This window comes from Streptosporangium vulgare (genome assembly GCF_042428775.1).
Lineage (GTDB): Bacteria > Actinomycetota > Actinomycetes > Streptosporangiales > Streptosporangiaceae > Streptosporangium > Streptosporangium vulgare.
The window spans coordinates 41,683-59,396 of record NZ_JBHMBS010000003.1 but is presented as its reverse complement, the minus strand read 5'-3'; the positions used below and the strand labels follow the sequence as shown (position 1 = coordinate 59,396).

Sequence of the window (17,714 nt, the reverse complement as noted above, 5' to 3'; positions counted from 1 at the left end):
TCTCCTTCAGTAGGGGGCGGCCGTTGGGAACGGCACAGGGAGAGCGCTCTCCTACGAGGTTGATCCTCCCTGTTGCGAATTGTCAAGACGAGAGCCAACCCAATCTGAAACCCGCCGTTCACGTCACCGACACGGGGGCACGCCCGCCTCCTCGCCGCGGACGTGTCGGCGGACGTGCGAGAAGGTGGACTTTGAAGGGATATGTCCACCGGGAAGAAGTTTCCGGTGCGTGAGCAGCGCGTTTCGACCTCACGGAAAGAAGGGCCTTGACACCGCTCGATCCACGGGAGCACCCTCGGTTACGGAGAGCGCTCTCCCCCCTCGCCGTCCCCTGGCGGGCATCCCCCTTTCGAGGAGAGATCGTGTATCCAGCTCGTAGTTCGGGCCGCTTCCGGTTGGGCCTGGTCATCGCCGCTCTGGCGGCACTGGTCCTTTCCGGGCTGGCATTCACCGGCCCCGCGGCGGCGGCCGACGGCCTGCTGTCGCAGGGCAAGACAGCGACGGCCTCGTCGTCCGAGGGCGCCGGCTACGTCGCGTCGCTGGCGGTCGACGGGAACCTGACGGGCACCCGCTGGGCCAGCGCGTTCAGCGACCCGCAGTGGCTCCAGGTCGACCTCGGCGAGACGGCCACGATCAGCCGGGTGGTGCTGACCTGGGAGGCCGCGTACGGCAGGGCCTTCAAGATCCAGACCTCGGCCAACGGCTCCTCCTGGACCGACGTCCACTCGACCACCACCGGCACCGGCGGCACCCAGACCCTGGACGTGACCGGCTCGGGCCGGTACGTGCGGATGTACGGCACCGCCAGGGGCACCGGCTACGGCTACTCGCTGTGGGAGTTCCAGGTCTACGGCAGCACGGGCGGCTCCCAGGAGCCGGAGGAGCCCGGCACCTGGACAGAGGTGTGGAAGGACGACTTCAACGGCTCGGCCGGCACCTCCCCCTCGTCCGCCGACTGGATCCTGCGCACCGGCACCTCCTACCCCGGCGGCGCCGCGAACTGGGGCACCGGCGAGGTCGAGACCATGAGCGCCTCGACGGCGAACGTCTACCTCGACGGCACCGGCAACCTGAACATCAAGGCGATCAGGGACGGCGCGGGCAACTGGACCTCCGGCCGGATCGAGACCCAGCGCACCGACTTCGCGCCGCAGCCGGGCGAGCTGCTCAGGTTCAGCGCCCGGCTCAAGCAGCCCGACGTCGCGAACGCCCTGGGCTACTGGCCCGGCTTCCGGGCGACCGGCGCCGCCTACCGGGGCAACTACAACAACTGGCCGTCCATCGGCGAGACCGACATCATGACCGGCGTCAACGGCCGCGGCCAGCTGGCCAACACCCTGCACTGCGGCACCGCGCCCGAGGGCGTGTGCAACGAGTACAACGGCCGGACCAGCGGTTTCGCCACCTGTGACGGCTGCCAGACCGGCTACCACGAGTACGCGCAGGTCATCGACCGCACCAAGACCGACGAGGAGATCCGCTTCTACCTCGACGGCCGGCAGACCTGGGTCGTGCGCCAGAGCCAGGTCGGCGTCACCGCGTGGAGGGCGGCCCTGCACCACGGCTTCTACCTCCGCCTCGACCTCGCCGTCGGCGGCTCGCTGCCCAACGCGCTCGCGGGAACCACGACGCCGACCGCCGCCACCACCTCCGGCGGAGTGCTCAGCGTGGACCGGATCTCGGTCGCCAGGCAGGCCGGCACCGTCCCCGCCGCGATGACCGACCCGGCGACCCCGGCCGGGCCGAGCACGGTCAGGGTGACCGGCTCGCAGGGCAACTGGCAGCTCCAGGTGAACGGCGCCCCGTACGTGGTCAAGGGCCTGACCTACGGCCCGCCGCAGGCCGCGGCCGACGGCTACATGCGTGACCTGGCGGCCATGGGCGTCAACACGATCCGCACCTGGGGCGTCGACGACACCCACACCCCCACGCTGCTCGACAGGGCCGCCCAGCAGGGCATCAAGGTCATCGTCGGACACTGGCTCAACCAGGGCGCCGACTACGTCAACGACACCGCGTACAAGAACAGCGTGAAGAACGAGATCGTCGCCCGCGTCAACGCCCTCAAGAACCGCCAGGGCGTGCTCATGTGGGACGTCGGCAACGAGGTCATCCTCACCATGCAGGACCACGGCCTGCCGGCCGACGTGGTCGAGCAGCGGCGGGTGGCGTACGCGAAGTTCGTCAACGAGGTGGCGCAGGCGATCCACGCCGCCGACCCCAACCACCCGGTCACCTCGACCGACGCCTACACCCACGCGTGGACCTACTACAAGGCGCACTCCCCCGCCCTCGACCTGCTCGCGGTCAACTCCTACGGCGCCATCCACACCGTCAAGCAGGACTGGACCAGCGGCGGGTACACCAAGCCGTACATCGTCACCGAGGCCGGGCCCGACGGCGAGTGGGAGGTTCCCAACGACGTCAACGGCGTCCCCAACGAGCCGACCGACCTGCAGAAGCGGGACCAGTACACCGCGAGCTGGAACGCGATCAAGGGTCACCCGGGCGTCGCGCTCGGCGCGACCGAGTTCCACTACGGCCTGGAGAACGACTTCGGCGGGGTGTGGCTCAACACCACCACCGGCGGCTGGCGCAGGCACGGCTACCACGCGCTCAAGGCGGCGTACACCGGGCAGCCCTCGGCGAACACCCCTCCGGAGATCACCTCGATGACGGTCGGCTCGCAGACCGCCGTCCAGGCCGGGAAGACCTTCACCGTCGAGGTCGCCGCGACCGACCCGAACAGCGACCTGATCCGCTACAACCTGATGTTCAGCAACAAGCACGTCAACGGCAACCGCGGTTTCGACAACGTCAGGTTCGTCCAGACCGGCCCCGGCAGGTTCACGGTGACCGCACCGGAGCAGATGGGCGTGTGGAAGGTGTACGTGTACGCCTTCGACGGGCACGGCAACGCGGGCATCGAGCAGCGGTCGTTCCGCGTCGTCCCGCCGACGGTCGCCGGGACCAACGTGGCACTCGGCAAGCCGACCACCGCCTCCTCCTACCAGCCGACCGGCGACGGCGGCCCGTTCACCGCGAACCGGGCCACCGACGGCAGCTTCACCTCCCGGTGGGCGAGCGAGTGGGCCGACCCGCAGTGGATCCAGGTCGACCTCGGCGCGACCACCACGATCAGGCACGTCCAGCTCGGCTGGGAGGGCGCCTACGGCAAGGCGTACCAGATCCAGACCTCCGCCAACGGCTCGACCTGGACCACCGTCCACTCGACCACGACCGGCGACGGCGGGTTCGACTCCGTCGACCTAAACGCGTCGGCCAGGTACGTCCGGGTGAACCTCACCCAGCGCGGCACGGCGTACGGCTACTCGCTCTGGGAGTTCGGCGTCTACAGCTAGTTCCTCGTACGAATTCGATCGGCGGTTCCGCTCTCACCGCGTCCGGCCCGCGATGGAGCCGCACACGCGGGTGACGGCCCGTTCCGATGACACGCCGCCCAGGTCACTGACCGGGCGGCGTGTCATCGGCCTCCTCCCGGAAGCCCTTCGGAAGTTCCGCGGAGGCCCCGTGAGGCCTGGAGTCCCGGCCGTCAGGCAACGCGCGAGGAGGGCACCGTCCAGGTCTTGCAGGAGCCGGGGTCGCCGCTCCTGAAACCGCGGTCGAGCCAGTAGACGATGTTCTTGCCCTTGGCGAACCGGCGGTCCTTCTCGTAGTTGTAGTCGCCGTTCCCCTTCACGAGTTCCAGCAGCGCGGGGGTCTGAACATGAGAGAACACGTTAGGGCAGGACACCGACGGCGATGAGGTCCGGAGCCGTCATGGAGATCGTTCCGATGCCGGAGAGGTCGGGAAACGATCCGTCCGTTTCAGGACGGGCTCCGGGAATCCACGGCCACCAGCAGCCGCGCGGCGACGTCCGCGCCGTCGGTGCGTACCGCGCCGGCGAGGGATCGGGCGCGGGCCGCCACCTCCGGCCGGAGGGTGCGGCCGAGAGCCTCGGTCAGTGAGCCGGTGGTCGGCGCGCCGGGCGCGTGCGCGGTCCCGGCCCCGAGGTCGTCGACCCGCCGTGCCCAGTAGTGCTGGTCGAAGTGCTGGGGGATGACGACCTGGGGCGCCCCGGCCCGCGCGGCCGCGGTGGTGGTGCCCGCGCCGCCGTGGTGCACGACGGCGGCGACCCGCCGGAAGAGCGCCTGCTGGTTCACCTCCCCGATGGACAGGCAGTCGGGTTCGTCGTCCAGCGGTGCCAGGCCGGCCCAGCCCCGCAGCACGACCGCGCGGCGGCCGAGCGCGCGGGCCGTCTCGACCATCGTCCTGCCGAGGTCGTGCGGGGCGCGGATGCTGCCGAAGCCGAAATAGACGGGCGGTTCACCGGCGTCGAGGAAAGCCTCCAGCTCCGCGGACAGCGGACGCTCGTCCGGCAGGATCCAGGCGCCCGTCTGGACCACGTCCGGGTCCCCGGGCTCGGGCCAGGGCCCCAGCACCGGGTCGGCGGCGAGCCAGGGCCGGTCGGTGAACATGTGACCTCGCACGTCGCCGACCGGGGCCAGGCCGATCGAGGCCCGGTGGGAGTCGAGAGCGGCGCCGAAGGTGTCGTTCCAGCGTCGCGCGTCCTGCTCCCAGAGCGCGCGGTTGCCGGCCGTGCCGTCCACCGGCGCGTCCCCCCGCATCGGCAGGGGCGGCGGCGCGTGGTGCGGGGAGGGCAGGGCCACCGGGCAGTAGGCGGTGAAGACGTAGCGGATCCCCGTCCGCTCGGCCACCGAGCGGGCGGCCACCACCAGGTACCCGCCCGCCACGATGACGTCGCAGCCCTCGGCAGCCGCCGACAGCGTCTCGAACTGGTCGGCGATCGAGGTCTCCACCATCCGGCGCCGCCGCTCGGGCGAGGGCGGGGCCGCCGCCGGGTCGGCCTTCCCGGTCGAGCGCAGCTCGGGGCCGAGGGGCGTGAACGGGATCCCGAGACCACCGATCCAGTCGCGGAAGTCGGGGGGCGCGCACACCCGGACCTCCTCGCCGAGGTCCCTCAGCCGCACCGCCAGCGCCACCACCGGCTGGACGTCGCCACGCGACCCGATCGTCGACAGCAGAACACGCATCGAAACTCCCCTTCTCGCTCCTCGCGACAGCGACAACGACGGCCACGGTCGGCCGGGGCATGGCCGGCCGGGGCATGGTCGACGTGAGCCCGCACACGCGCCCGTCCCCGCTCGCCGGGTGCCGGTTCGGCTCACGGGCCCGAATTCTGGCCCGTCACCGGGGCCTTGCCGCAAGCCCCCCTGTCCGCTATACGTTGAAAGTGGCGAGGAGATCGGGGATTTCCAGGGGCCTGACGTGGAGATTCGCCTCACGAGCGCCGGGCGTGACCGCCGCGTCCATGACGTGGTGAACCGAGGTCCCCAGGACGCCGCGACGTACCGAACAGCGATTCCTAGAGCGCCTCGACATACACCCAGCCGCCCGCGTGCCGGGCGAAGCGGCTGTGCTCCTCCATGTGGCCCGGCTCGCCGCGCTCGACGTAGTGGGCGCGGAAGCGGACGGTGCCCTCGGTGTGGAAGGCGCTCCCGCCGGTCGTCTCCAGCACCTCCAGCCGCGTCCACCGGATCGAACCGTCGAGCTCGACGGCCGGTGGGCGCGTCGACGGATGCCAGGTGCGGAGAAGATACCCGGCGTCCCCGACGCTGAAGGCGCTGAACCTCGACCGCATCAGCGCCTCGGCCGTGGGCGCGGACGCCGTCCCGCGGTGCAGCCGTCCGCAGCAGTCCCCGTACGGCGCGGGCAGCCCGCACGGACACGAGGTGCCGGGCGCGGGCGCGGAACGGACTCGGGAGCGTGGATCACGTCGTGGCACGTCCCCAGTATGCCCGCGCGCTCCACCAGGCCCGTTCCCGGCGCCCGCCTCGGCCCGGCGGCACCCGCGACCCGCGGGACATGCCCCCGGCACTCGTTCCCGGTCTCGGTGGAGGCGTCGGCGCCTCCTCCCGTTCGGGACCGCCGCCCCGAAGGGCCTACGGCGTGCGGCGCCGGGCGGCGGGCGCCGACAGGCGGATCACCTCGACCGGGCCGTCCAGGCGGAGCGGACCCGCGGCGTACGGAACCAGCAGCGTGTCCCCCCGCCGGAGCGGCAGGTCGTCGTTCTCGCCGGTCAGCCTCCCCTCTCCGGCCACCACGACCAGGACGCCGAACCCCTGGTCCAGGCGGTCGCCGCCCCGCACGCGGCGGGCGGAGAAGAACTCGTCGGCGGCCTCGGGCAGCAGTCGCGCCGGAGTCCCCCGAAGCCCGTCGAGGCGCGCCGGCGTCCACCTGTCGCGGTCGACGCACCGCAGGGCCAGGTCGTAGCCGAGGCCGAGGTGGCCGCCGGGCAGGCCGAAGCCCTCGTACTCGAGCAGCACGGAGAAGTCGGTCGGCTCCTGGACCTCGACCAGCAGGATGCCGTCGCCGATCGCGTGCGGCAGTCCGGCCGGGCAGAGGATCGCGTCGCCGGCCGCGACCGGGACCTTGTTGGTGGCGGCGAGCATCTGCTCGATCCTCTGGCCGGCCACCCAGCCGGCCAGCTCGCCCGCCTCCACGTCACGGGCGAAACCCAGGTGGACGTACGCGCCGGGCCGCGCGGAGACGATCACCCAGGCCTCGGTCTTCCCGTACGGCGAGGCCAGGTGCGCGTTCGCGAAGCGGCGGTCCGGATGCACGTGCAACGGCAGCCGCTGCCCGGCGTCGAGCAGCTTCACCAGCACCCCGGTGTCAGCGCGCCCGGGACCGAGCCACCACTCCGGGTCGGCGGCGATCGCCTCGGCCAGCACGCGGCCGTCCCGCAGGGTGGTCAGCCCGGAAGGGGCGTGCCCGAACCGGCTGGTCACCGAGCCCACCCAGTCCTCGGGGCGATCGGGCAGCGCCGGTGCGCCGCGGAACCCCGCGATCCGGCCGGCGCCGCGGTAGAACGTCTCGGGCTGGTTGGCGGGCAACGCCTCGATGGTCATCGGTCTTCCTCAGGAGCTTCCTTGCGAGCTTCCCCACGGGCCAGCGCGGCGAGAAAGCCGCCGACGAACGTGTCGCCCAGCCCGACGGTCGTGGGGTTGCGGACGTCGAGCGAGAATCCGGGGACGCAGTGGACGGTGTCGCCCATCCGCTCGTGCAGCGCCCTCGCGAAGGCGACGGACTCAGGCCGTCGCGGGCGCCGGCGCAGCCGGTCGACGTCCTCGTCGGTGAAATCGTCGCCGTGGCAATAGCGGGTCGCGGCCATCACGGTTCCGGTGTCGAGGGCGTCGGCGTACTCCCCCGCGCGCGTCCCGGACGCCACCGCCCAGTACTTCGTGTGCAGCACCAGCGTCGGCACCGGGATGAGCTCGCGCAGCGCCGTGAGCGCGGCGGCGACGTCCTCCGCCGAGAGCAGGTCGACCTGGCGTCCGAGGTACGACTGCATCTCGTCCTCGTTCAGCCCGTACACGTCGATCTCGTCGAGCAGCGCGTCCCGGACCCGGTGGCTGAAGGCGGGCTCGTGGTAGGCCGCGTCCTCGAAGTAGGTCACCGCCCCGCGCGGCAGCCGCCGCATGTGCGAGCGCAGCTCGGCGAGCCGCCGGTCGAGTTCCTCCTCGTCCTGCATGGCGTTGAGGCCCGAGACGAGGAACACGTCCGCCGTGGCGAGCCGGTCGCCCAGGTCGCCGGTGAGCAGCATGTCGCCGTTGGCCGGGTCGTTGACGTAGATCAGCCGGTTCGGGAACGGCGCGGTGATGTCAAGGTCACCGGCCCGGACCCGCAGGCCCTGGTCGTACTGGACGATCAGGTGGGGGTAGAAGGTGTCCTCGACGCCGCTGGAGACGTGGTCGCCGTCCGGCGGCAGCAGCCGCCGGAAGGTGTCGTTCACGCTGACCAGGTGGAGCGTCGACGGCACGCCCAGCCGGCTCATCAGGATCCCGGCCCGCACCGAGGTGCCGCCCAGGGTCACCCGGTGCGGGAACCGGCCGGCGAAGGACTCCAGCGCCGGGGCGGAGGCGACGAAGTGCTCGCCACCACGGCCCCGGGCCACGTATCCGAGAATGGACACCACGAGGTCCCGCTCACCGGTCACGGTGGCCGGCGGCGAGGCCAGTTCCGCGGCGACGATGCCGTGGTCGGCGACCAAGCGCTCCAGGACACCTGCGGTGAGCGTCAGCTCGTAGTCGACGCAACCGCCGAGGCCGAGGACTACACGGGACGCGTCGGCCATGTCAGTAGAGCGAGCCCTTGCCCTCGGCGCCGAACAGGTCGATCTTGTGTGCGGCGACCACCTTCATGGCCTCGACGCACGCGGGCTGGATGCTGTTCGGCTCGCGCAGCTTCCCGTCGGCCAGCATCTCGCGCATCTTGTCGTGGTAGGCGACCTTGATGTCACTGGAGATGTTGATCTTGTTGATGCCGATCCGCGCGGCCTCGGCGATCTCCTCGTCCGGGTTGTTGGAGCCGCCGTGCAGCACGAGCGGAATCGTCACCCGGCTCTTGATCTCCTTGAGCAGGTCGAGCTTCAGCTCGGGCATCAGGTGCGCCGGGTAGATGCCGTGGTAGGTGCCGATCGCGATGGCGAGGCTGTCCACGCCGGTGACCTCGACGAACGTGACCGCGTCGTCCGGGTCGGTGTAGATGATCGTGTCGGCGCCCTCCTCGGCCTCGCCGTCGGTCGCGCCGATCGTGCCGAGCTCGCCCTCCACCGACACACCGAGAGCGTGCGCGGAGTCGGTGACCCTCTTCGAGATGGCGAGGTTCTCCTCGAACGGCTTCAGCGAACCGTCGATCATCACGGATGTGAAGCCGTACTGGATCGCCCGCAGGATCTGCTCGTAGGTGGCGCCGTGGTCCCAGTGGATCGCGATCGGGACGCTTGAGTTGTGCGAGCGCTCGATGATGCCGGTGATCATCTCGCGGCCGATGTGCCGTACCTCGTCGGGGTGGATCCCGACGATCAGGGGCGCGTTCTTCTCCTCGCTGATCTCCACGATGCCCTTGAACATCGCCCAGTCGCTGATGTTGAACGCGGGCACGGCGAAACTGTGCTCGTTGGCGACGTCCAGGATCGTCTTGCCGGTCGTCAGCATTTCGGTGTTTCTCCTTCTGATGGGGGTGTCTGGTCGCTGGGGTGTTCGAAGTGCCCGGGTGTGTCAGGCCTTGACGGCGCCGGCGGTGAGCCCGCCGATGAACCGCCGCTGGAAGAGGAGGAAGAGGACGAGGACGGGGATGGAGCCGAGGATGCTCATCGCCATCATCTGGTTCCACTCGTAGGAGTGCTGGCCCATGAGCAGCTGGATGCCGATCGGCACCGTGCGCATGTCGTTGGTGCGGGTCAGCGTGAGCGCGAACAGGTACTCGTTCCACGAGATCATGAACGTGTAGATCCCGACCGCGATCAGACCGGGCACCGAGATCGGCACCAGGATCCGCCACAGCGCGGTCCAGCCGGTGCCGCCGTCGACCTTGACCGACTCGTCCAGCTCCCGCGGCAGCGTGTTCAGGTACGCGGTGATCATGATGATCGCGTACGGGAGGGTGAACACCATGTGCGTGAGGATCAGGCCGGGATAGGTGTTGTACAGGCCGAGCCCGACGACGAGCCCGAAGTACGGGATGACGAGCGTGATCGGCGGCACCGCCTGGACGCTGACGATCACGGCGTTGATGGTCCGCTGGAACGGGAACCTGAAGCGGCTGAACGCGTACCCGGCCAGGATGGCCACCAGGAGCGTCAGGACGGTCACCGCGAAGGCGACGATGTAGCTGTTGAGGAAGAACCTCAGCTGCTCGCCGTTGCCCAGGATCGCGCGGTAGGCGTCCAGCGAGAAACCCTCGGTGATCAGCTGCGGCGGGCTCTGGAAGACCTCCCCGTTCTCCTTGAACGAGGTGGAGAGCATCCACAGGACCGGCAGGACGGCGAACAGCGCGCCGAGGACGAGTCCCGTGATCACCCCGGCCTTCGCGAGGGTGTGCCGCGTTTTGACGGTGGCCATCTCACCGCTCCCTTTGCTGGCGTACGTAGAAGAAGGCCAGAACCATCGTCAGCAGCAGCACGATCACGGCGGCGGCGGACGCGGTCGCGAACTCGTACTCGCTGAAGCCCAGCTTGTAGGTGTAGGTGCTGAGCATCTCGGTGGCGTTCAGCGGCCCGCCGCCGGTCATCATCCAGATCAGCGCGAACTGCTGGGAGGTCCAGATCAGGTCGAGCACCGCCATGCCGATGATCACCGGCCGCAGCTGCGGGAGCGTCACGTTCAGGAACCGCCGGAGCGGGCTCGCCCCGTCCACGGCGGCCGCTTCGTACAGGTCGCCGGGGATGCCCTGCAGCCCGGCGAGCAGGCTGATCATGAAGAACGGGTAGCCGGACCAGATGTTGACGAAGGTGATCGCCCAGAGCGCCGTGGCCGGGTCGCCGAGCCAGTTCACGCCCTCCTGGACGAGGCCGAGCGTCTGAAGTATGTAGTTGACCACTCCGGACGGGTCGAGCAGCAGCCGCCAGATGACGGCGATCACCGCGATCGTGAACAACCAGGGCAGGATGTAGACGATCCGGAAGACGGCCTTCGCGACCCCGCCCAGCAGCCGCGTGTTGAGCATCATCGCGAAGGCGAGACCGAGGACCAGGTGGGCCACGGTGCTGACCGAGATGAAGATGGCGGTGTTCTTCAGCGCGGCCAGGAAGTCCAGGTCGGTGAGCACCTCGGCGTAGTTGGCGAACCCGGCGAACACCGAGTTCTCCTGGATGATCACGTTGTCCCGGAACGAGTAGCCGACGACCATGACGATGGGAACCACCATCAGGACCACGACCAGCAGGATCGTGGGGGACAGATAGCCGTACGGGACCAGGCGCCGGGCCGGGGTGGAGCGGTTCCGGCCGGGGGCGGCCCGCCCTGGCGGCGGCGCGCTCTCCGGCGCGGTCATGGGTTCGACTTGCGCCGATGTCATCGCTGTCTCCTTGATCAGGCGCCGCGCCGGCGGAGCGGCGCGGCGCCCGGGCGGACTACTCGATCACCGAGGACCAGGACTCCTGCGACTTCTGGAGGGCCTCGTCGACGCTCGTCTTGCCGGTCAGCACGAGCTGGAGCTGATCGTCGAAGTCGCGCATCAGCTCCTCCGCCTTGGGCAGGCCGACGAACTCGTTGGCCGGGTAGCCCTGCTGGTAGATGTCGAAGGCGGTCTTGAACATCGGGTCACTGTCGCTGAAGTCGGGCTCCGCGTTCTTGTTGCCGGGGAAGCCGTTCGCGATCGTGCTGAGCTTCGCGTTCGCCTCCTGGCTCATCAGGTAGGACACGAACTTGAACGCCTCGGCCTTGTGCTCGGTGGAGTCGGAGATGCCGATGCCCCACGACGCGTACGGGATGCCGCGCTTGCCGGTGTAGCCGTCCTCGGCGGGCAGGGCCGCGATCTCGACCTTCAGGTCCGGCTTGTTCTTCTTGATCAGGTTGATGTGCGCGAGCGAGTCGATCATCATGCCGACCTGGCCGTTGGTGAACTTCTCGACCTTGTCCTGCTCTTTCATGGTGAGCGAGCCGGGCGCGATGACATCGGCGTCGTTCAGGCTCTTCACGTACTCGACCGTGCTCTTGACCTGAGGACTGGTCAGGTTCGGCTTGCCGTCCTTCAGCATGCTGCCGCCCGAGGCCCACAGCCAGGACATGACGTCGTTCTGGATGCCGTTGGGGACGGCGGTGTCGAGCGGGAGCGCCCAGCCCTTGACGTTGTCGCCGGTCGCGCTGATCTTCTTGGCCGCGTCCAGGAACTCGGAGCGCGTGCCGGGCACGTCCGCGACGCCCGCCTTGGTGAGCAGGTCCTTGTTGACGAAGAGCGGGTAGACGAAGTTGACCACCGGGATCATGTACGTCTTGCCGTCGAGCTGCACCTGACTGGCGAGCTGGCCGGCGTCGTAGCCCGCCTCGGTCATCAGCTTGGACATGTCGGTGATCGCGCCCTGCTTGGCGAAGTCGTTCACCCAGGCGCCGTCGAGACCGACCACGTCGGGCAGGGTCTTGGACGCCGCGCCGGTGAGCAGTTGCTGCTTGGTCGAGGCGTACGGCGCGCTCAGCAGCTTGATCTTGATGTTCGGGTTCTTGGCCGTGAAGTCATCGATGATCTTGTTGAAATCCTCGGCCGGGAGCTCGGCCCCCCACCACTGGGCGAACTCCAGCGTCACGGCGCCGTCCGCGCCGGCGTCAGCCGAGTCGCTCGCACCGCCCGAACCGCACGCCGCGACGAACGCGACCATCGCGGCCGCTGTCACCGCCCCTGTAAGTCGCTTCAGCCGGGCTGCGCGAATCGTCATGGCCAGCTCCTTCCGCATCTAGATCTTTCTGTTTTCTGCTGTGTGGCGGTCACGTTAGCAGCGCGTTACGAACGAAAACAAGAGAAGAACAGCAGAAAGCTGCGAAGTATGGCAAAGTGGCGCGTCAGGAGGTTGAGCCCGCGACCTGGGCCCCTCCCCTGACCTGGAGGTACACGGACAGAGGCACGCTTCAAGGTACCCGCCCGCTGTTGCCGTTCTGCCTTGTTCTATGCTGCAATGCGCGCGAGCGGGCTGCATTTGTGGCATACTGCCGCACTGTTGAAGGGAGATCAGTGAGCGGTGACAGAGACGATCGGCAGCGCCACCTGCCTGCGGGCCGCAAGGCTCAGCTGGCCGCGTACGTCTCCGACGCCGGTCAGGTCACGGTGGGCGAGCTGGCCGAGCGCTTCGGCGTCTCCATCGACACCGTGCGACGCGACCTGGACCAGCTGAGCGCCGAGGGCATCCTCGTGCGGACATACGGCGGTGCCGTCAGCCTGTCCACGATCTCCCGCACCGACCGCGCCGTCGACCAGCGACTCAACGAGCAGGAGAAGGAGAAGGAGAAGATCGCGGCGCTGGCCGCGGCACTTGTCCAGGACGGCTCGACCATCATGATCAACGGCGGGACGACCACCCTCGCGTTCGCCCGCAGCCTGCGCCAGCACCGCGACCTCACGGTGGCGACGAACAACCTGCTGGTGCCGGGCGCGCTGCCGCCGACGGCGATCCGCGACATCTACATCTTCGGCGGCGCGGTGCGCTCGCTCACGCTGGCCACGATCGGCCCGGTCAGCTTCCGCGCCAACACCGGCACGGAGCTGGACGTCAGCTGCGACCTGGCGCTGATCGGCGTCGGCGCGATCTCCGCCGACGCCGGCTACACGACGAGCAACCTCGCCGAGGCCGCGATGATGCAGGAGATGCTCTCGCGCGCGGCCCGCGTGGCGATCCTCGCCGACTCCTCCAAGTTCGGCCGCCGGCTGTTCGCCCAGGTGTCGGAGCTCGGCGCCGCCGACTACCTGATCACCGACACCATGCCGCCGCCCGACCTGCGGGACGCCCTCGCCGCGAGCGAGGTGGAGCTGATCACCCCGGCGGCCCCGCCCCGGCCGCGAGAGGCCAGGAGCTAGCCCCGGCGCGGTCGTGACCGGTCGTTCCATCACCGGACGCCGGGCACATGGCCGCCGGCGAGCGCCCGCTCCGGCCCCGTGACCTCGCCCACGGGCCGGGCACGGAACAGCGATCTTTCATCGCCGGGATCGGAAGACGGCGAACCCCGCCCCCAGAAGGCAGAGGCGGGGTTCATGTGCTTCGAGGGTTACTTCAGGAGCTGACGGGCCATCACCATGCGCTGGATCTGGTTGGTGCCCTCGTAGATCTGGGTGATCTTCGCGTCGCGCATCATGCGCTCGACCGGGTAGTCGCTGGTGTAGCCGTACCCGCCCAGGAGCTGGACGGCGTCGGTGGTGATCTCCATGGCGGCGTCGGAGGCGGCGCACTTGGCGGCACTGGAGAGGAAGGTGAGGTCCTTCTGCGGCTCGCCGTGCATGGCCAGCTCGGACCTCGCCGCGGCGGCGTAGGTGAGCTGGCGGGCGGCCTCCAGCTTCATGGCCATGTCGGCGACCATGAACTGGACGCCCTGGAAGTCGGCGACGGCCTTGCCGAACTGCCTGCGCTCCTTGACGTAGCCGATCGCGTAGTCCAGCGCGCCCTGGGCGATGCCGAGTGCCTGGGCGGCGATGGTGATGCGGGTGTGGTCCAGGGTGGCGAGGGCGGTCTTGAAGCCGGTGCCGGGCTCGCCGATCATCCGGGACGCGGGGATCCGCACGTTCTCCAGGATGACCTGCCGGGTCGGAGAGCCCTTGATGCCGAGCTTGCGCTCCTTGGCCCCGAAGCTGACGCCCTCGTCGCCCTTCTCCACGACGAACGCGGAGATGCCCCTCGCCCCGGCGCCCGGCTCGGTGACGGCCATCACCGTGTAGTACTCCGACACCCCGGCGTTGGTGATCCACATCTTGGCGCCGTTGAGCACGTAGTGGTCGCCGTCGAGGACCGCGCGGGTCTTCATCGCGGCGGCGTCGCTGCCCGCCTCGGCCTCCGAGAGGGCGTACGAGAACATCGCGTCGCCCCGCGCGACCGGCGTGAGATAGCTCCGCTTGAGCTCCTCGGAGGCCGAGAGCAGCAGCGGGACGGTGCCGAGCTTGTTGACGGCGGGGATCAGCGAGGACGAGGCGCAGGCGCGCGCCACCTCCTCGATGACGATCACCGTCGCGAGGGCGTCGGCACCGGCACCCCCGTACTCCTCGGGGACGTGCACGGCGTGCAGGTCCGCCGCGACGAGCGCCTTGTAGCTGTCCGCCGGGAACTCCGCGGTCTCGTCGGCCTCGGCGGCGCGGGGGGCGATCTTCTCGTCGGCGAGGGCGCGGACCGTCTCGCGGAGCATCTCGTGCTCCTCGGGCAGTGCGTAGAGAGGGTAGCTCATGGGCAAATAGTAGGACGTCCAACAAAACCTGGAGCGCTCCACCCCATCTGATATGTACTCCGGCGTTTGCGCAGGTGGCAAAGTAGAAGCGCCAGATGCCGGTACCCTGTCGGCAAAGAATTGGGCAGAACCGAAGGGAGCACCAGTGGCCTACCGCCTGACGATGGTGGGAACCGGATATCTCGGTGCGACGACGTCCGCATGCATGGCCGAGCTGGGCTTCGAGGTCCTCGGTGTCGACGTGGACGCGGAGAAGATCGACCGTCTGCGGGCCGGCGATCTGCCCATCTACGAACCGGGGCTGCAGGAGATCCTGCGCCGCAACCTGGCCAACGGCCGGTTGCGCTTCACCACCTCGTACGAGGAGGCCGCGGCCTTCGGTGACGTGCACTTCCTGTGCCTGGGCACCCCCCAGAAGCCGGGAGAGTACGCGGCCGACGTGTCCTACCTGGACTCCGCGATCGAGTCGCTCGCCCCCCACCTGGACCGCGAATGCCTCGTCGTCGGCAAGTCGACCGTGCCGGTCGGCACCGCGCAGCGCCTCGCCGGCAAGCTGGCCCGGCTCGCCCCCATCGGCGCGGGTGCCGAGCTGGCCTGGAACCCCGAGTTCCTCCGTGAGGGCTTCGCGGTGAAGGACACCCTGCACCCCGACCGGATCGTGCTCGGCGTCGCCTCCGACAGGGCCGAGAAGGTCATGCGGGAGGTGTACGCCTCCATGCTGGCGATGGGCACCCCGATGGTGATCACCGACTACCCCACGGCCGAGCTGGTCAAGGTGGCCGCCAACGCCTTCCTCGCCACGAAGATCTCCTTCATCAACGCGATGGCCGAGGTCTGCGAGGCCGCCCACGCCGACGTCAAGCAGCTGTCGCTGGCACTGTCCTTCGACGACCGCATCGGCGGCAAGTTCCTCAACCCCGGTCTCGGCTTCGGTGGCGGCTGCCTGCCCAAGGACATCCGCGCCTTCATGGCCCGGGCCGGGGAGCTCGGCGCCGACCAGGCGCTCACCTTCCTGCGGGAGGTCGACGCGATCAACATGCGCCGCCGCGCCCGCATGGTCGACCTCGCCCGCGAGCTGGCCGGGGGTTCCTTCCGGGGCTGCACGGTCGCGGTGCTCGGCGCCGCGTTCAAGCCCAACTCCGACGACATCCGCGACTCGCCCGCCCTCGACGTCGCCGTCAAGATCAGCGAGCAGGGGGGCCGGGTCACCGTCTACGACCCCGTCGCCCAGGAGAACGCCCGCAAGGCCCATCCCGGGCTCTCCTACGGAGCCTCCGCCCTCGACGCGGCCAGGAACGCCCATGTCGTGCTGCTGCTGACCGAGTGGCAGGAGTTCATCGCGATGGATCCCGAGGAGCTGGGTTCCGTGGTGGCCTCCCGCAAGATCGTCGATGGCCGCAACGCCCTCGACGCCGAGACCTGGCGGGCCTCCGGCTGGCACTACCGCGCCCTGGGCCGCCCCTGAGCCCGTTGCGCCCGTTGAGTTCGGTTGAGTCCGTTAGCCCGTTGAAGCCCGGCCCGTCCCCGCGGCGCCGCGTCTCTCACGTACGCCTCCTGACATGACGACGGGTTCCCGGTCGAGACCGGGAACCCGTCAGGTAAGCATCGACTTCTCAGAGACCACATCGGTCACCCTGACCTTCTCGCGTCACCGGTCCCGGACCTCACCAGTAGTACCAGCGACGCCAGTGGCGACGACGATGACGACGACGACGGTGGCGCCAGTAGGGATCGTGGGCAGGCCAGCCCCCTCCCGGGAACATCGTGTTACCCATGAGGAAGCCCCCTTTCGCAGTAATCTCTCGGACATGACAATTACTACGATATAGGACATATCGCCGCAAAACAGGCCAAACCGCTTCCAGATTGGCTATAGAACGTTTTTGATGGTTATTACGGTGAGAGCATTGCCATTTCGGTGAATGCGAGCCCCTCGCGAAACCAGCTCTTCCTGCGCGTTCGACAAAAGGACTTTTACCCTGGCGAGAAACCGGCGGCCGGGCGGGTGAGCCCCGCCGGCGCCGCGTCTTTCACCGGTCCGACCAGGTACGAGGCCCGGCCGCGCCCATCGGGGAAAGCCCCGGGAGACGCGCGGCGAGAAGGCCGCCGTCCCCGACGGGGGCCTTCCGTCCGTCCTGGTGCCGCCCGGTCAGTTGTCGAACTCGCCGAGCTTCACGCCCCCGACGAAGGCGTCCCACTCCGAGCGGGTGAAGAACAGCTTCGGCCCGTCAGGATTCCTGGAATCGCGCAATACGTAAAGAGGACCCGAACCGGCCTTGTGCCCCTCCGCGGGGGCGTCGACCACGGCCACCTCGACGCAGTTGCCGCCGTCGTCCCCCTCCGGAGCCGCCCTGCGCCAGACGGCCTTGCTGAGGTCTGCTTCCACGTCGTCTCACCTTCGCTGTGTCGGCGGCCCGCCCAACGGGCGGAGTCTTCGAGCGGATCATCCCGCGAGACCGGCACGCCTCCGCCACGTCCGGGAGTGACCCGTGACGTGCCCTCCGGCGACGGCTCACGAAAGCGCCTGGTCCCATGGACGGCAGCGGTTCCAAGGACGGCGGCGGGCTCCACGAAGACAGTATCCGGACCGCCCGCGGCGTCCGCAACGACAACCGCCCGCGACGCCCGCGAGGACAACCGTCCACGGTGTCCGCGACCACGACCGCTCACGACGTCCGCGACGACGAAGGCGCCGGGCGGGCGACCTGTCCGGACCAGGCCACGCGGCGCTTGCCGCGCTACCACGACGGCCGTACGAGACCGGGAGGCACGCCCTCCGACCGGCCCTTACGCGCCTGAGGATCGGTGACGCCTCCCCGGGGACTCCGGGGCTCCGGGGCGAGGCCGGCGGGGGCTAGCGCGCCGACACGGAACTCCCGGCGGAGTCGACGGGCTTCTGGCTCTCGCCGGCACCCAGGCTTCCGAACACCGCCAGCACGGCCATCGTGAGTCCGAGGATGGCGCGGATAGCGTTCCTCATGGTTCTCGACCTC

The 17,714-nt window shown here is 69.5% G+C and carries 15 protein-coding genes; 3 read left to right on the top strand and 12 right to left on the bottom strand.

What is annotated here, in order from left to right:
- The first annotated feature begins 362 nt into the window (after positions 1 to 362).
- A complete protein-coding gene (locus ACFFRH_RS07185) occupies positions 363 to 3,362 on the top strand; it encodes a galactose-binding domain-containing protein (RefSeq protein ID WP_344747414.1) in 3,000 nt (999 codons plus the stop codon).
- A 191-nt stretch (positions 3,363 to 3,553) separates the two neighbouring features.
- On the opposite strand, the gene ACFFRH_RS07180 is transcribed toward ACFFRH_RS07185, so the two are convergent.
- From ACFFRH_RS07180 to ACFFRH_RS07140, 9 genes are all read right to left on the bottom strand, one after another.
- Positions 3,554 to 3,739, bottom strand: a complete 186-nt coding sequence (locus ACFFRH_RS07180) for a hypothetical protein (RefSeq protein ID WP_344747415.1) — start codon at positions 3,737 to 3,739, stop codon at positions 3,554 to 3,556.
- Between the two features lie 89 nt (positions 3,740 to 3,828).
- Positions 3,829 to 5,055 carry a glycosyltransferase gene (locus tag ACFFRH_RS07175; RefSeq protein WP_344747416.1) on the bottom strand — a complete coding sequence of 409 codons (1,227 nt, stop codon included), beginning with the start codon at positions 5,053 to 5,055 and terminating at the stop codon, positions 3,829 to 3,831.
- Positions 5,056 to 5,387: 332 nt separating this feature from the next.
- Positions 5,388 to 5,807, bottom strand: a complete 420-nt coding sequence (locus ACFFRH_RS07170) for a YchJ family protein (RefSeq protein WP_386155163.1) — start codon at positions 5,805 to 5,807, stop codon at positions 5,388 to 5,390.
- Between the two features lie 157 nt (positions 5,808 to 5,964).
- Positions 5,965 to 6,933 (bottom strand): class I mannose-6-phosphate isomerase, encoded by a 969-nt coding sequence (locus ACFFRH_RS07165; RefSeq protein ID WP_344747417.1) that lies wholly within the window; start codon positions 6,931 to 6,933, stop codon positions 5,965 to 5,967.
- Positions 6,930 to 8,159: an ADP-dependent glucokinase/phosphofructokinase gene (locus ACFFRH_RS07160; RefSeq protein ID WP_344747418.1), complete on the bottom strand. Its 1,230-nt coding sequence runs from the start codon at positions 8,157 to 8,159 to the stop codon at positions 6,930 to 6,932. Before ACFFRH_RS07160 ends, ACFFRH_RS07165 begins: the two co-directional genes overlap by 4 nt.
- Position 8,160: 1 nt before the next feature.
- On the bottom strand, positions 8,161 to 9,021 hold the full coding sequence (locus tag ACFFRH_RS07155) for a ketose-bisphosphate aldolase (protein WP_344747419.1): 861 nt from the start codon (positions 9,019 to 9,021) through the stop codon (positions 8,161 to 8,163).
- A gap of 63 nt (positions 9,022 to 9,084) precedes the next feature.
- Entirely contained in the window at positions 9,085 to 9,927 is an 843-nt protein-coding gene (locus ACFFRH_RS07150) for a carbohydrate ABC transporter permease (protein ID WP_344747420.1), read from the bottom strand.
- A 1-nt stretch (position 9,928) separates the two neighbouring features.
- A complete protein-coding gene (locus tag ACFFRH_RS07145; RefSeq protein WP_344747421.1) occupies positions 9,929 to 10,882 on the bottom strand; it encodes a carbohydrate ABC transporter permease in 954 nt (317 codons plus the stop codon).
- Between the two features lie 55 nt (positions 10,883 to 10,937).
- Positions 10,938 to 12,236, bottom strand: coding sequence for an ABC transporter substrate-binding protein (locus tag ACFFRH_RS07140; RefSeq protein WP_344747422.1), 1,299 nt, complete (start codon positions 12,234 to 12,236; stop codon positions 10,938 to 10,940).
- Positions 12,237 to 12,529: 293 nt separating this feature from the next.
- Between ACFFRH_RS07140 and ACFFRH_RS07135 the strand changes: the two genes are divergently transcribed.
- Complete coding sequence (locus tag ACFFRH_RS07135) at positions 12,530 to 13,369, top strand: DeoR/GlpR family DNA-binding transcription regulator (RefSeq protein WP_344747423.1); 840 nt, start codon at positions 12,530 to 12,532, stop codon at positions 13,367 to 13,369.
- Between the two features lie 188 nt (positions 13,370 to 13,557).
- Here the strand turns inward: ACFFRH_RS07135 and ACFFRH_RS07130 are convergent, their stop codons facing one another.
- Entirely contained in the window at positions 13,558 to 14,721 is a 1,164-nt protein-coding gene (locus tag ACFFRH_RS07130; RefSeq protein ID WP_344747424.1) for an acyl-CoA dehydrogenase family protein, read from the bottom strand.
- Between the two features lie 163 nt (positions 14,722 to 14,884).
- Here ACFFRH_RS07130 and ACFFRH_RS07125 point away from each other — a divergent pair, with 163 nt between their 5' ends.
- Positions 14,885 to 16,186, top strand: a complete 1,302-nt coding sequence (locus ACFFRH_RS07125; protein ID WP_344747453.1) for a UDP-glucose dehydrogenase family protein — start codon at positions 14,885 to 14,887, stop codon at positions 16,184 to 16,186.
- A gap of 684 nt (positions 16,187 to 16,870) precedes the next feature.
- Here the strand turns inward: ACFFRH_RS07125 and ACFFRH_RS07120 are convergent.
- Together ACFFRH_RS07120 and ACFFRH_RS07115 are read right to left on the bottom strand one after the other, a co-directional pair.
- Complete coding sequence (locus ACFFRH_RS07120) at positions 16,871 to 17,107, bottom strand: DUF397 domain-containing protein (protein ID WP_344747425.1); 237 nt, start codon at positions 17,105 to 17,107, stop codon at positions 16,871 to 16,873.
- 468 nt (positions 17,108 to 17,575) lie between these two features.
- A complete protein-coding gene (locus ACFFRH_RS07115; RefSeq protein ID WP_344747426.1) occupies positions 17,576 to 17,701 on the bottom strand; it encodes a hypothetical protein in 126 nt (41 codons plus the stop codon).
- Positions 17,702 to 17,714 lie beyond the last annotated feature (13 nt).

What these genes read in the sequence shown, in the direction of transcription:
- ACFFRH_RS07175 (WP_344747416.1), bottom strand. Translation starts at nt 5,055, where the DNA reads ATGCGTGTTCTGCTGTCGACGATCGGGTCGCGTGGCGACGTCCAGCCG.
- ACFFRH_RS07165 (WP_344747417.1), bottom strand. Translation starts at nt 6,933, where the DNA reads ATGACCATCGAGGCGTTGCCCGCCAACCAGCCCGAGACGTTCTACCGC.
- ACFFRH_RS07160 (WP_344747418.1), bottom strand. Translation starts at nt 8,159, where the DNA reads ATGGCCGACGCGTCCCGTGTAGTCCTCGGCCTCGGCGGTTGCGTCGAC.
- ACFFRH_RS07155 (WP_344747419.1), bottom strand. Translation starts at nt 9,021, where the DNA reads ATGCTGACGACCGGCAAGACGATCCTGGACGTCGCCAACGAGCACAGT.
- ACFFRH_RS07150 (WP_344747420.1), bottom strand. Translation starts at nt 9,927, where the DNA reads ATGGCCACCGTCAAAACGCGGCACACCCTCGCGAAGGCCGGGGTGATC.
- ACFFRH_RS07145 (WP_344747421.1), bottom strand. Translation starts at nt 10,882, where the DNA reads ATGACATCGGCGCAAGTCGAACCCATGACCGCGCCGGAGAGCGCGCCG.
- ACFFRH_RS07140 (WP_344747422.1), bottom strand. Translation starts at nt 12,236, where the DNA reads ATGACGATTCGCGCAGCCCGGCTGAAGCGACTTACAGGGGCGGTGACA.
- ACFFRH_RS07130 (WP_344747424.1), bottom strand. Translation starts at nt 14,721, where the DNA reads ATGAGCTACCCTCTCTACGCACTGCCCGAGGAGCACGAGATGCTCCGC.
- ACFFRH_RS07125 (WP_344747453.1), top strand. Translation starts at nt 14,885, where the DNA reads ATGGTGGGAACCGGATATCTCGGTGCGACGACGTCCGCATGCATGGCC.
- ACFFRH_RS07115 (WP_344747426.1), bottom strand. Translation starts at nt 17,701, where the DNA reads ATGAGGAACGCTATCCGCGCCATCCTCGGACTCACGATGGCCGTGCTG.